The organism is Allomuricauda sp. NFXS6 (assembly GCF_040148835.1).
GTDB lineage: Bacteria > Bacteroidota > Bacteroidia > Flavobacteriales > Flavobacteriaceae > Flagellimonas.
The window spans coordinates 144,227-158,093 of record NZ_JAGEMG010000008.1; the positions used below are offsets into that span (position 1 = coordinate 144,227).

Below are 13,867 nucleotides of genomic sequence, written 5' to 3' on the forward strand. Positions count from 1 at the left end.
ACGTGAATCAACTGTAGAGATTCATACTTATTTATACTAAATCGGCATTGATATATTATGACAAGTTAACATAAAAAAACCTACAAGTACTTACGGTTTTCCGTAAGTACTCAACACTTTTATCAACAGTAACGCATTGGTGTAGAAAGTGGTAGCTATAAATCAGACTTTTTTATACATCCGGTTCGTTTGGCTCAAAGGCTACATCCAATCGCTGTACTTTTGGGTGTTTTTCCGGCGTTAGCGTAAAAAAGATGTTCACATCCCCGTTTTCGGCCTGTAGCATGTAACGTCCCCGTAGCTGGTTTATGGGGTGCAGGTCACCCACCCCTTCAATGGCCCCGGCTTTTTCCAAAACTTCCTGTATCGCTGCCCTTCTTTTTTCTCGCGATTTGTCCAAATAAAAATTCTCGGCCAAGAGCTGCTCCTCCAAAGCAGGTTCCCATTGTTGGATCAGTTGGGTAATCTGTTCTTGTCGTTCCAAGAGCACATCGGAGGCGGGTAATTTCCGTGGTTGTAGATCGGCCGTCTCGAACAATAGTTTACTAAGCTCATTTAACGACCAAGGTGAGGTATAGGTAAGGTTACAAAAGGCCATAATGCCCACGCCATACTCGGGGTAAAAGGTATAGTTGCTGCCAAAGCCAGGCAACGCGCCACCATGCGAGACCCTTTTAAGGCCATTGCAGTATTCCGTAATGCCCAATCCAAAGCCGTAGCCGGCCAAAACAGCACAGTCGTCTCCTTTATAATCTTTTGCATTGGCGTAAAGCCTTGGGAACTGTGGTGTCTGCATTTCGCGCAACGAACTTCGTTGTATGGGGCCGTTGTCATCGTCGTTCCGTGGAGGCCATGCCGAAAGGTGAAAACTCACATATTTACTAAAATCTTCTATGGAGGTAATGAGTCCGCCCATGGCACCAAAAGCGCCATCGTGGAGCATGGGTTCCAGTTTCCACTGCTCATCTTCCCAGCGATACCCGATGGCCAGTTGTTCTTCGGGAATGCCTTCGTATTCCCAATAGGTGTGATTCATGCCCAAGGGCTTAAAAATATTTTGGGTGATATAGTCCTGATAGGGCATCCCAGAAACTACGGAAACAATATGCCCTAAAAGGGCATAGCCGGTATTGCTGTATTCGTACTCGTAGGAAGGAACATTGGAAAAGGAGATGCCTTCATCCACAAGATTGATCAGCATTTCATCGGGTTCGTCCAACTGGCGGTCGCCCCAAGGATTGTCCTCGGGAAATCCGGCCGTCATGGTCAACAGGTTTTCAATGTCGATGGTCGGTGCATCCTTGGTCAGGTAGGTGAGTTTCGACATTTCGGGCACGTACTTGCTTACAGGGTCGTTCAGCGACAGTTTTCCTTCATCCCGAAGCTTTATAATGGCCATTGCGGTAAAACTTTTGGTCATGGAGGCTATTCGGAAAGCGGATGAGGGCGAAGCGGGAATCTCCTTCTCAAGGTTCAGGTATCCGGTGGCGGAGGTAAACACCAATTCATTGTCCACTACAATACCGAAGGCGACACCCGGTAAATGCTCGGTCTTGGCATGCTCCTCGATGAATTGCTGTAGCTCGGGTGCGATTTGTTTGATTTTTGCTATCCGATCATCGGGCTCAAAAACCGGTGCTTTGTACGATTCGGAATAGGCATGGGCGGGACTTTCGACCGTTGTTTCGGGGGGGTGTTTTGTATTGCAGGAGAAAAGGCAGACTACCAAACAAATAACGGTAAGTGGTTGTTGGCGGATTTTACTGATTAATTTAATCATTTGTGGCAACTTCTTTGTTAATTAATTGTATTAAATGCTCGCACATTGTTTTCATATCCGATAGCTGTTGATTCATAACTGAATGTTCAAAAACAGCCAATACAAATCCATTTTTATGTTTTACGTTCTTTAATAAAGCTTCGTAGTATGGCCTCGATAAGGGTACATCTTCGCCTTCTTGCCCACTGGTGACTTTATAGGTGTAATTCTTAATTAAATCATTTAAGTCCAGCGTTTCGTAAGAGGGTTCATATAACAAAACCTCTGTATCATAACGGAAATGGTCTTCTTCGTTCTTCAATTTTTTGTAGAGTGCCTGCAGATCAAGAAGCCCATTTTTTATAGAGTCATTCGAAATTATAGCCAGGTTTCCTGAGTTTATAAGTTCTTGGTAGGTGTTGTCGTGAAGCGTGAATTTATACCAGATATAAACATTTGTAGCATGAAAATTTAGGTCGTTTATATCAGTTAGGGGCTTGCCTTCATAATATTCCAAAACTTTATTGGCAGATTCAATCCTTGATTTTCTTGTATCCAGATATTGATTGATTTCGGCAATATTCAATTCAAAATCTGTTTTTAAATCAACTAAATGTTTTAACTCTTGATTTCGGATTTTTCTAGCTTCATTCCAATTGTTAATCTGTAGTGCCATCAATATTCCGATCACGACCAGAATAATTTCACCCAGGGCATAGAGCAGATACTTACTGAATTTGTTTTCGGTCAGCAAGCGATGCCGAATTTTTCGAAAGAACTTGATCACAGGAGGTTAGTTTTTCTAAATATAGGATTTTTATGGAATCGACCATAAAAAAAACCAGTAGCAAACTGCCACTGGCTTTTAAAAGTTATCTAAATAAAGACGTTATTCGGTTACTTCGGGTTTTTCGGTAAAAGGGGTTATCCCAAAGGCCGGATACACATCAGAGGGGTAGTAAAACGTTCCTCCGCGCGATACCATGGCAATGGTTTTAATGGCTTTAATATCCTCCACGGGGTTGCCGGGCACCAAGAAGAAATCGGCCAATTTACCGGGCTCAATGCTTCCCAAGCTTTCGTGTCCTAAGTATTGCGCCATATCGTAACTGGCCAATTTTAATACTTCGGCAGGGGTATAGCCCAATTGTTGGTTGTACAGCTCCAATTCGCGGTGCAGATTAAAGGCGCCGCCCAAATCGGTTCCGGCCACAATTAAAATTTCTTTGTCCTTCATCATTTTTAAGGTTTCTACAATTTTGTCGTAGGCTTCGCGGTAGGCTTTGTCCTCTTCATCGTCCGCAATCTGCGCCAAGGCCACTTTGAGGCTACGCTGCTCGTTGGGAGGCATGTGGTCCACATAATCCAAGGCACCGGGGGTTACCTCTCCGTTGCGGGAGAGCATTAAACGCTCGTGAATGGCCAGGGTAGGGTCCATCGCCGTTTCGTTGGCCACAAACAAATCCATGGTCTCTTGTACTTTGTCGCTGTTCAAGTCCAATTCGGGGAAGCGCTTCATGGCGGTCAAACGCAAAAGCGTTCTGGTATCTTCATCCGGTTCCAACACCCAGCCCAACATGGTCTGGTTAATGTGCGTCATTTCATCATAACCAGCGCGTAGCATATCGTTGGCGTTGGAAAATGCGGGTACGTGACCCGTTACGAAAAGGCCTTGGTCATGGGCTTTTTTTACAATGGCAGGAGCCCAATCGCCGTTCATGCTGTTGTACAGTTTTACGCCGTAAAATCCGAGGCTGTCATACGTATCCACAGCGGCCAACGCTTCTTCTTGGCTTTCCACCAAAATTCCGTTGTTACTGCTGTAGGGGCTTTTCCCTTCAATAAAACCAAGTCGGGTAACACGGGGGCCGGCCAATACACCGGAGTTGATTTTTTCAATAAGGTTGCTCAGTACTTCGGTATTGTTTCCCATATCGCGGAAAGAGGTCACACCTGCCAAAATATTCAATAGGGCGCCGTTGTCACCTGTGTGGGCATGCATTTCGTACAGTCCGGGAACTAAAGTTCCTCCGTTGCCCTCTATGACAACTTCATCTTTACCAGTGGCATCGGCTGCTTCGATGGCCGCAATTTTTTCACCCTCTACCACTACAGAAACCGGTTCGGTCAAGGATTGTGTCTTGGGGTCAAATACCTTTACGTTTTTGATACGCACTTTTTTGTTGTAGTTGTTGGCGTATTCTTTTTGAAGTTTTTCATAGCGCTCGGCAGAATAGTTTTCGGCCAATTCGCGCAAGCCTTTTTCTTCGGCTTCGTAACCATCCCGAATCACAATATATCTTGGAGAGATTGCCGCGAAGAACGCTTTGTTTTCATCCATGATAAAATAGGATGGGTTCATTTCGGCACCGGAAAGGGCGTAGGTGGTCAAGGCCAATTCTCCCTCACCTGATGCATTCGGTACGGTCAAGTCCTCCATTTTGGTCAAGGTCAAGTTTCCAGCCGGAAGTACGGGCAAAGTATTCTCTGGAGCATCCAAAAGCAGGCGTGCAGCCAAAACCGCAGTGTACGGACTTCCAAATTGGTTTACGTAAATCTGTGGGGCATCCACAGTAGTGCTTCCAGAGCCAGTGGCATCGGTCCAAGAGGCTTCATTTCCCTCTAAGGAGAACTGTTCATCAACAGCATTGCCAAACGTAGTGTTTCCAGTAACTTCCCAGTTTACAGGATAGCCTTCGGCGTTCAAAACGATGGTTTCTTTCATGGTCGGGCCACGACCGTTGTTTTTGTAATCGTAATCGATATTAATAGTGTCACCCGAGGTGTTGGCTTTTAAATAGCCCACTTTGGTCTCGCTGATGATCACGGAGTAGTTTTCTTCCCCTTGATGGTCTGCCAAGGACGATTTGGGTTCTGTTTTACAGGAATAGCCAGCCACGAGGACTAGGCTCAATAAAAGTAATCGGAGTTTCATACAATTGGTTTAAATTAAAGGTTCAAGGTAGTGAATTTTAAGGGTTGAATGTGAAGTTTAAGGACTGTACTCAATAAAATACAGCATCATCACTAATATGGGGTTTAGGGAAGAAGCGTTGTTATAGATTGTTTTCCATTGATAAATCAAGATTCTTAATGAGCATATGAATTCGTTAGTTCAATTTTTTAAAAATTAAGTGCATAGTTGTTGAATCGATTGAAGTCATATCAATTAATTTTAGCGATTGCACCATTTTCAATGTATTGGTCTTGTATTCTTTAAAATGAGGTGTTTCTAAATGCGCTTCGTAGGCTTTTTTGTCGGCATATATTTCCACAATCGTAATTTCTGTAGGATTTTGCTCCTTGTACATTGGAAAAATGGAGATTACACCACTTTCCAGTTCCATTGAAGCTCTAGCTTCTTTTTTTAGTTCCGATAGGTATTCTGGAAGATGTTTAACCTCGATTTCGAGTTCAGCCATCCTAATCATCATTTTGTTGAAATCGACCTTTGAGGTTTTTTGTTTACAGGAAAAAGAAAGAATAGCAAGTGCAGAAATGAAATATATTTTTTTCATTGTTTAGGGGTGATTTTATTTAAGATTCACTTCAAGCACAAAGTCCGCTTGGTCATAATTGCGATTCTGGGGAAGCTGCACCAGCGTACCGTAGGAATTGCTGCTATGCTTCAGTTTTTTCTTCGATTGAAAATCAATCACGCTTTTAACATTGCCTGCTATGGTCGGGAAAAAGAAGTTGTCCGTTTTCCAATCCATGATGTGGATATAGATTTTATCGTCTTTATGGGTTGATACGCCCCAACTTTGCGGTGGAATAGGTCCGCCTCGGGTTCCGTAGATGGTTTCTCCATAGGTAGAGGTCCAATCCCCAATAACTTTTAGGGTGTCGATAAATTCAGGTTGAATTTTTCCGTTGGGCATAGGGCCTACGTTTAGCAGAAAGTTGGAATTGTATCCCGCCGCTTTTACCAAATATTGAATCAGTTCCTTAGTGGATTTATAGGCTTTGTCTTGCAGGGAAAAACCCCATCGCTGCGCCATGGTCTCGGCAGTTTCGAGGGGTAGGTTGCCCACTTCGGAATCGCCACTGAAACCTCCTTTGTTTTCCCCGGGCAGGTCTTTTTCAAACATCTGAAAGTCTTCACCGGGGTTGGGTGCTTGATGGTGATTACTTCCTATCATGGCTTGTGGCTGTAAATCGTGGATAAGGTCATACGTTTTTTGAAGTTGCCAGTCGGCCTCTTTTTTGTCCCACCAGCCATCAAACCAAATACCTCCAATCTCTCCATAATTGGTGAGCAATTCGGTGAGTTGACCGTTCATGTAATCAAGATAGTTCTCCCAATTGCCATTATCGGGTCTTCCTGTTTTCTTTCCGGTGTCTCCTCTGGGGTAATAGTCGTTATGGTGCCAATCTAGTTGCGAGTAATAGAGGAACAGTTTTAAACCATGCTTTTTGCAGGCTTCGGCCATTTGTTTGATGACATCTTTTTGGTAAACCGTTCTATCCATAATATCCCAGTCGGATATTTCACTATCAAACATGGCAAAACCATCGTGGTGTTTGGTGGTTATGGTGATGTATTTCATACCTGCCGATTTGGCCATCAACACCCATGCTTCAGCGTTAAATTCGGTAGGATTGAAAAACGCAGGTATTTTTTCATAAGTCTTTTTGTCGATGGATTGCGTTTCCATCACCCATTCGTGCACCCCCAAAACGGAATATACGCCCCAATGGATGAACATCCCAAACTTGGCATCTTGGAACCATTCCCTGTTCTCCAGGTTTTCGGCGGTAGGTTTATACTCTTGAGCAAAGGATAGGTTGGAAAAGACCCATGTGATCAAGGCAAGGACAATCATTTTTTTCATTAGGTTGTTTTTAAGGTTGGTATGAGCAGACAAGTTAATTAAAAGAAGTTAGATGTCAGAAGTCAGGTTGCAGTAGGCAGTAATCAGTTGGCAGTTAACAATAAACAATGAGCAGCCATCCAAAAATCTAAAATCTTACGTCTTATATCTGATTTCTAAACTTACCCTTCGACTACGCTCAGGGGTCGTTTCTCTAAAAATCCAAAAATCGAATCATCCGACAATCCAACCTTTGTGTGAAGACAATCCAACCTTTGTGTGAAATAGATTCTTCACTCCGTTCAGAATGACATAAATGACTATTCGTGTCCATTCGCGTAATTCGTGTCAAAGATACAGTCGTCATTCCGAACTTGTTTCGGAATCCCATATGAGTGAGAACCTGAAACGAGTTCAGGTTGACGTTGGGATTTTTCTTCCACGAGAACTATCGGGATACTCATAATGACAAAAATGAATTTTTGTGGCCATTCGCTTAATTCGTGTCAAAACAATTTACAATGACCAATCAACAATGAGTAATAAGCAATAAGCAATGATCAATCATTCAATACCTCTCTTCACCTTTTTTTTGAATCCTTCAACCAACAATCCAACAATCGAATCATCTAACTGCCCAATAATCTAAGAATCCATCAACCGTCAACCATCAACCCTTGCGATAACTCCCAACAAATCACTATCTTTGCGCCCCTAAAACGCTAGGCAGGCATATGAACAAAAAGGTTGCATTTTACACGTTGGGCTGTAAGCTTAATTTCTCCGAAACCTCTACGATTGCACGAGGTTTTGAAAAGGAGGAGTTTGAGCGTGTGGACTTTTCCGAAAAAGCGGATGTGTATGTGATCAATACCTGTTCGGTGACCGAGAATGCTGATAAGCGTTTTAAAACCATTGTAAAGCAAGCCCAAAAAGCCAATCCTGACGCTTTTGTGGCAGCGGTGGGCTGTTATGCGCAGCTCAAACCCGAAGAACTGGCCGAGGTGGACGGGGTGGATTTGGTACTTGGAGCTACAGAAAAGTTCAAGATAACCGACTACCTGAACGATCTTACCAAAAACGATAGGGGAGAGGTACATTCCTGCGAGATAGAAGATGCCGATTTTTATGTGGGCAGTTATGCCATAGGTGACCGTACCCGTGCCTTTTTAAAGGTTCAGGACGGTTGCGATTATAAATGCACCTACTGTACCATTCCGTTGGCGCGAGGGATTTCACGTAGCGATACTTTGGACAATGTGCTGAACAATGCCAAAGAAATTGCTTCCCAAAATATTAAAGAAATCGTTTTAACGGGCGTGAACATTGGGGACTACGGAAAAGGGGAGTTCGGCAACAAAAAGCACGAACATACTTTTTTGGATTTGGTAAAGTCCTTGGATACCATTGATAATATTGATCGTCTTCGTATCTCTTCCATTGAGCCCAATTTGCTCAAAAATGAAACTATCGATTTTGTGGCCGAAAGCAATTCCTTTGTGCCTCATTTCCACGTACCATTACAAAGCGGAAGTGACACTATCTTAAAAAAGATGCGTCGCCGTTATTTGTCCAATTTGTATGTGGATAGGGTAAAGCGCATCAAAACTGCAATGCCACATGCTTGTATTGGGGTAGATGTAATTGTTGGCTTTCCAGGAGAAACCGACGAACATTTTTTGGAGACGTATCATTTCTTGAACGAATTGGATATTTCTTACCTACACGTTTTTACGTATTCCGAAAGGGATAATACCGTGGCTGCCGAAATGGATGGAGTGGTTCCCAAAAAAGTGCGCAGTAAGCGCAGCAAGATGCTCCGGGGGCTATCAGCCAAAAAGCGTAGGGCTTTTTATGAGAGTCAATTGGGAACTGTGCGCACGGTTTTGTTCGAAGGGGAGAACAAAAAAGGATACATTCACGGATTTACCGAAAACTATGTAAAGGTAAAAGCACCTTGGGACCCATCTTTGGTGAATACCTTGCACCAAGTAGAGCTTACCGATATTGATGATGATGGTCTGGTGCGATTTGAATTTGTGCCCACCGAAGTTATGGCATAAAAAAACCTCCCGATTGAGGAGGCTTCTTAAAACTTTTAGGTACTGATAGTTGGCATTGGTCAGATGCGGATACCAACAGGTAACATTTCCTTGTATTGCCTATTTTTTCTCAAAAAACCTGCAATTTGAGGGCTCGTAGGTACAACTCTTAGGTTGTTTTCCTGAATTTCGTTTAAAACGGCTTTGATAAAATCCTCTTTAAACCCCTCATTTGTAATTTCCTCTGGAATAACCAGCTTGGTCAAAAATACTTTGCGCTCCTGTGAAGAGTACTCAATTTTGGCTAAATGCCCATTGACAGTAGTTTCAAATTGACGCAAGAAACTATTGTCAGTGATTTCCAATGTTGTCATATAGTACTTGTTTTTTTAAATGACTCTTAGAACTACCTAGAAAAAGGTATTTCTGTGTCCCCCTGATTAAAAAATCGTATTCATTAGGCGGGGTTGGCTGCAAAAGGGATACAAAATTAGTCAAAATATTGTTAATTTCCTAGCCCTTGTCGATATTTGGCACGAAATGTCCGATAATAAAACCCATGTGTACCTGATGCCGGGAATGGCAGCCAATGCTTCCATTTTTGAAAACATCAACCTTCCGGAAAGTCGATTTGTGACCCACACTTTGGAGTGGTTTGTACCCGAAAAGGGGATGAGCTTGGTTGATTATGCCAAAAAGATGTGCGAAAAAATCGAGGAGCCCGATCCTGTTTTGTTGGGTGTTTCCTTTGGTGGAATGTTGGTGCAGGAAATGGCCAAAATTATTCCAGTACAGAAAATCATTGTTGTGTCATCGGTAAAAAGCAAGCACGAGTTGCCCAAAAGGATGATTTTTGCCAAGTACACCAAGGTGCACAAATTGTTGCCCACGGGATTGGTGAACAATGTGGAACTGTTGGCGAAATATGCTTTTGGTGAAACCGTGACCAAGCGCTTGCATCTCTATGAAAAGTATTTATCCGTTCGCGATAAATATTATATTGATTGGTCCATCGACCAGATCGTAAATTGGAATCAACTTGTTCCACCAAAAAATGTGGTTCATATTCAAGGAGAGCGGGATGCTGTTTTTCCTATGGTCAATATCAAGGATTGCATTACGGTCAAGAATGGCACCCATACCATGATAATTCACCGTGCCAAATGGTTCAATGAGCATCTCCCCACAATTATTTTGGAATAATTTCGTCTATATAATAGTATCTTTACGGTACTTTAAAATGAATAGCTATGAAATACATTAAAAATATACTTGCCATAATAGGATTGATTGCTGTAGGAAGCACATTGATTTTTGCCGTGCAGTCAAGTGAAACAGAGGAAAGTCCTTTGATAAAGGAGTATAAAGCAGAATCTACGGATAAAAATGTAGCAGATACCTATCAGATCAGCGCCATCGAAATTCCTAAGGATTTAAATTTTGCGGGAGAACCGGTTCCACAAGAAGATCCTGAAATCATGGAGCGAGTAGATCGTGAGTTTTTGGTAAACACCTATTGGCAGTCCAATGCCCTTTTGTTGATGAAGCGGGCCAATAAATATTTTCCGATAATCGAGCCCATTCTTAAAAAGAATGGCATCCCGGATGATTTTAAATACCTGGCCGTCGCCGAAAGTGGATTGGAAAACGTGGTTTCCCCGGCGGGTGCCACAGGTTTTTGGCAAATTATGAAAGGCACTGGGCGGGAATATGGCCTTGAGGTGAACGATAATGTGGATGAACGCTATCACATAGAAAAAGCTACCCAAGTAGCTTGTGACTACCTGAACAAGTGGAAAGACCGATTTGGAAGTTGGACCTTGACAGCGGCTGCTTATAACGCGGGACCTGCCGGTATACAAAAATATATGGGCATACAACAAGTGGATGATTACTACGATTTGCTCTTGGGGCAGGAGACCGGACGTTACGTATTCCGTATTTTGGCCATTAAGGAGATTATTTCCAATCGTGACAAGTATGGTTTCCAATTGGAAGAAGAGGATATGTATGAAAAGGTGCCAACTTTTAAAGTGGAAGTAGATTCTGTGGTAACCAATTGGGCCGATTTTGCGGAGCTTTATGAAATCAACTACAAAGTGTTGAAGCGCCACAACCCTTGGTTGCGCGAACCGCACTTGAACAATGCTTCCCGTAAAAAATATACCATCGAAATCCCGAATAAAGGGTACTATCGAGTGGGGAATATGGGGAAGTAGGTTTTAACTTGGAATGTTGTCTAGCGGTTTTGGGAATAATTTGGTAACGGAGTAATCTCCAGGCTTCTTAATGCTTATAGCCAAAGGGCTCTACGGTCATAAATTGCTGCTATTATTGCAGATGTCTTTGTCTCAATTTTCTTGTGTTATTATTTTTTCACCTTTTTCTACATCTCGGATTATTATGCCATGAAACTCTTCTTTGTCTGGAGAATTCCAATTCCCTTTTGCCGCTTTTCCGATAAATATGGTTTGATTGTCCGAGTTCAAATTCAGGCCTGTAGTTCCATCAGGCATTAGTGAAAGAGTTGCTCCTTCTGTTCCATTGCCATTATCAAGACCTAGTACAACCCTATCGCTACCGTTAACATCTAAAATACCATAGCCTGTTCTTTCCAAACCCGTTTTATCGTTAACTATTATTCCGGTAGAATTGCCTATTCTTTTACCAATAATTGGGTCGGGTGCAGGGTCGCCAACTATAACTTTGTCCCAACCATTTTCGTCCAATATTACCATTCCGTTTGCTTTATGGTTGTATTCTCTGTACCAATTCATATATTTTTCACCAAATCTTTTCCCCCAGGTTTCCTTAATTTTTGTGGTATCCGTTCTTGCTCTGTTTTTCGCATATGGAATAGGTGCTCCAATGAGTATCCTTTCCTTACCATTAGCATCTTCTACTACAATACCCTGAACACGAATAATTTTATCATACCTAAAGCTATTTTGCTTTGATAAAAAGTAGATAACTATAATTAATATGACGAAGAAAATATCTTTAATCCTGCTACGATGTTTTAATTGCATAAGCTCCTTTTTTAATGAATTGAAATTTTCATTCATAACTACGTCTTTTAAATCATTTATTTAAAGACGACCATTTTTCTACAACGTTGCAAGAAAATCTAAATGACCCTAATCGTTAAAGATATTATTCGTTCCAAGGGTGAAGATCTTCCAATTGCCGAAACAAGTTCAGGATAAGAAGTTGAGTAAATGTTCCAGTAGGAATTGACCAATTATGGATAGTAGTGACGCCTAATCATTCAGAATAAAAATAGGTGGAAGGAAGACCTAAACCTTCTTCATCTGCTGCTGCATCATCTTAATTCAGGGTTTACAATTAAACCCGCATAAGTTTTGTTAGGACAATACTATGTTGCATTTAACAATACTTCACCTAAAAATACACCATCGAAATCCCGAATAAAGGGTACTATCGAGTGGGGAGTACTGGAAAATAGGTTCTTAGACCAGGTTCTCTTTTAGTATTTAAACAGAAAGTAAGGAGAAGGGAAATACGTTTCCACTTTCGGCAGTAATGCTGGCGAAATGTATCCCCAATCGGAATATCCAGCATCAATTGCTGCTTGGGTAAGGATTTGTAAATGCACATGGCAAAACCACCCGCCGCTATCACTTTCCTGCCCTATGTGCGCAAACTGTTGACCTGCCTTTATTTTTTCTCCAACTTGGACTAAATGTGGTGTTTTCAAGTGCCCATACAAGGAATAAAAGACGACACCGTTGATGTCATGTTTTAGGATGATGTAGCCTCCATAGTTACCCACTGTAGTTTCTTTACCTATTTGAAAAACTTCGGCATCCAGGGGAGCATACATTGGGGTGTCATACGGTACGATAATATCCAGACCGAGATGATAATACCGTTGTTCCTCGATAATGTTCGGGTAAGCCCGTAGAAGCGTTTTTCGTTCTTCCAAATATCTGCCAATGCCCCATTGATGGGCAGATGCCTCCAACTCATCAAAAACCATGGCATTGAACTGCTTGAAATCAGTAAGGTTGTATTCCAGTGTTTTGGGGTTGTTAGAGGAGAAATCAAAGATGTAAGGCTTTCCTTTTAGGAAATCACCAAATAGGGGGTGGATGTTGACGCCGTTGAGGTTGAGGGGGTAGTACATAAATAAATAAAGTAGATTTGAGCGAAATTCTAATTAGAATAACTAAAACATTATTAGGGGAAGTTTATTTATTGTCAGAAGACCGTTTATTATGAGGAACTTTCATTAACTCCTTCTCATCTCAAAAGTACCATTGAATATTTCTTCCGTATAATCATTTAAAGATTGGTCAAGAAATTTGACCATTTCCCAATTTCCTTCGACCATCGATTTATCTTCATTGAAAAAACCTAGATAATGTACTTCGGGGTGTGTGGTTGTCTTGTCAGTATGAAACTTTCCATTTTCATCTTTAAAATAAGAGAAAGGATATTTCAAGATAAAACTAATCTTACCATCTTCAACAAACCCTTTTACTTTGGGAGGTTCGTCAAACACATGTTTAGATTCTGAGCTAGAAAAAGTTCCAACAAATGATTCTCCACTAAATATAATTTTCATTGAAAATTCAACTTCAATATATTGTTCAGCTGTTTCATACCCATCTAAATATGAGAAAAAGCCTTTCCAATTTTGTTCAGCGTGGACGGTTTTCATTTTTTAGAATAAAACCTAAATCTTCTTCATCTGCTGCTGCATCATCTTAATTTGGTCGGTAAGCATATTGTTCTTGTCCAATTTCTTGGCCTCTTTTAACAATTGGGTGGCCTCACGCTTTCTGCGTTTTTGCATGGCGATGCCCGCCAAGCTCAATTTGGCCATGGCCACATCATAATCCATGGTCAACCCATATTTCAGGGCCTTTTTAAAGTACTTTTCAGCCTGCGTCAGGTTTTTTTGGGAGTAGATGATTCCGTGCAAGTAGTTATAGTATCCCACTTGTTTTTTGATCAAAGCGGACTCTGGGTTCTTTATTTTATCAAGCCAGCGTTGCACGCCATCCATATCCTGCTTTCTCATTTTAAGAAAGGCCAATAGGATAAACTCATTTCTAAAGTATAGAAAAATGAAGACGAAGGATAGCAAAATCAACGCAATTCCGTTGCCAATGTTGCCTTCCACAAACTGGTAAACGGCATAGGCAATGATAAGAACGGCAATAACGAGCTTGATATTTTTATTGAACATACGGTCTAGTGATTTTTACCTGTTGTTAAGCGCTCGC

At 41.7% G+C, this 13,867-nt stretch carries 13 protein-coding genes; 3 read left to right on the top strand and 10 right to left on the bottom strand.

Annotated features, from left to right (window positions below; translation table 11 throughout):
* Positions 1-172 precede the first annotated feature (172 nt).
* From J4E06_RS12975 to J4E06_RS12995, 5 genes are all read right to left on the bottom strand, one after another.
* Positions 173-1,780: a serine hydrolase domain-containing protein gene (locus tag J4E06_RS12975; RefSeq protein WP_349524368.1), complete on the bottom strand. Its 1,608-nt coding sequence runs from the start codon at positions 1,778-1,780 to the stop codon at positions 173-175.
* Complete coding sequence (locus J4E06_RS12980; protein WP_349524369.1) at positions 1,773-2,513, bottom strand: DUF6090 family protein; 741 nt, start codon at positions 2,511-2,513, stop codon at positions 1,773-1,775. The genes J4E06_RS12975 and J4E06_RS12980 overlap by 8 nt, the downstream gene beginning before the upstream one ends.
* Positions 2,514-2,648: 135 nt before the next feature.
* A complete protein-coding gene (locus J4E06_RS12985; RefSeq protein ID WP_349524370.1) occupies positions 2,649-4,694 on the bottom strand; it encodes an amidohydrolase family protein in 2,046 nt (681 codons plus the stop codon).
* A gap of 175 nt (positions 4,695-4,869) precedes the next feature.
* Positions 4,870-5,181, bottom strand: a complete 312-nt coding sequence (locus J4E06_RS12990) for a putative quinol monooxygenase (protein ID WP_349524372.1) — start codon at positions 5,179-5,181, stop codon at positions 4,870-4,872.
* Positions 5,182-5,292: 111 nt separating this feature from the next.
* The gene (locus J4E06_RS12995) at positions 5,293-6,594 is read right to left on the bottom strand and encodes an alpha-L-fucosidase (protein WP_349524373.1); all 1,302 of its coding nucleotides are present in this window, start codon (positions 6,592-6,594) and stop codon (positions 5,293-5,295) included.
* Positions 6,595-7,307: 713 nt separating this feature from the next.
* On the opposite strand from J4E06_RS12995, the gene mtaB reads away from it, so the two are divergent.
* Entirely contained in the window at positions 7,308-8,636 is a 1,329-nt protein-coding gene (gene mtaB, locus J4E06_RS13000) for a tRNA (N(6)-L-threonylcarbamoyladenosine(37)-C(2))-methylthiotransferase MtaB (RefSeq protein ID WP_349524374.1), read from the top strand.
* Positions 8,637-8,695: 59 nt separating this feature from the next.
* Here the strand turns inward: mtaB and J4E06_RS13005 are convergent, their stop codons facing one another.
* Positions 8,696-8,989 (bottom strand): GNAT family N-acetyltransferase, encoded by a 294-nt coding sequence (locus J4E06_RS13005; protein WP_349524375.1) that lies wholly within the window; start codon positions 8,987-8,989, stop codon positions 8,696-8,698.
* A 166-nt stretch (positions 8,990-9,155) separates the two neighbouring features.
* On the opposite strand from J4E06_RS13005, the gene J4E06_RS13010 reads away from it, so the two are divergent.
* Complete coding sequence (locus tag J4E06_RS13010) at positions 9,156-9,818, top strand: alpha/beta hydrolase family protein (RefSeq protein ID WP_349524376.1); 663 nt, start codon at positions 9,156-9,158, stop codon at positions 9,816-9,818.
* Positions 9,819-9,865: 47 nt separating this feature from the next.
* Entirely contained in the window at positions 9,866-10,834 is a 969-nt protein-coding gene (locus J4E06_RS13015) for a lytic transglycosylase domain-containing protein (RefSeq protein WP_349524377.1), read from the top strand.
* Between the two features lie 132 nt (positions 10,835-10,966).
* Here J4E06_RS13015 and J4E06_RS13020 read toward each other — a convergent pair whose 3' ends face one another.
* The 4 genes from J4E06_RS13020 to J4E06_RS13035 form a co-directional block, all read right to left on the bottom strand.
* Complete coding sequence (locus J4E06_RS13020; protein WP_349524378.1) at positions 10,967-11,680, bottom strand: hypothetical protein; 714 nt, start codon at positions 11,678-11,680, stop codon at positions 10,967-10,969.
* Between the two features lie 422 nt (positions 11,681-12,102).
* Positions 12,103-12,762 carry a peptidoglycan DD-metalloendopeptidase family protein gene (locus tag J4E06_RS13025; RefSeq protein WP_349524379.1) on the bottom strand — a complete coding sequence of 220 codons (660 nt, stop codon included), beginning with the start codon at positions 12,760-12,762 and terminating at the stop codon, positions 12,103-12,105.
* A gap of 105 nt (positions 12,763-12,867) precedes the next feature.
* Positions 12,868-13,299, bottom strand: coding sequence for a hypothetical protein (locus J4E06_RS13030; RefSeq protein ID WP_349524381.1), 432 nt, complete (start codon positions 13,297-13,299; stop codon positions 12,868-12,870).
* A 15-nt stretch (positions 13,300-13,314) separates the two neighbouring features.
* Positions 13,315-13,830 (bottom strand): DUF2892 domain-containing protein, encoded by a 516-nt coding sequence (locus tag J4E06_RS13035; RefSeq protein WP_349524382.1) that lies wholly within the window; start codon positions 13,828-13,830, stop codon positions 13,315-13,317.
* Positions 13,831-13,867 lie beyond the last annotated feature (37 nt).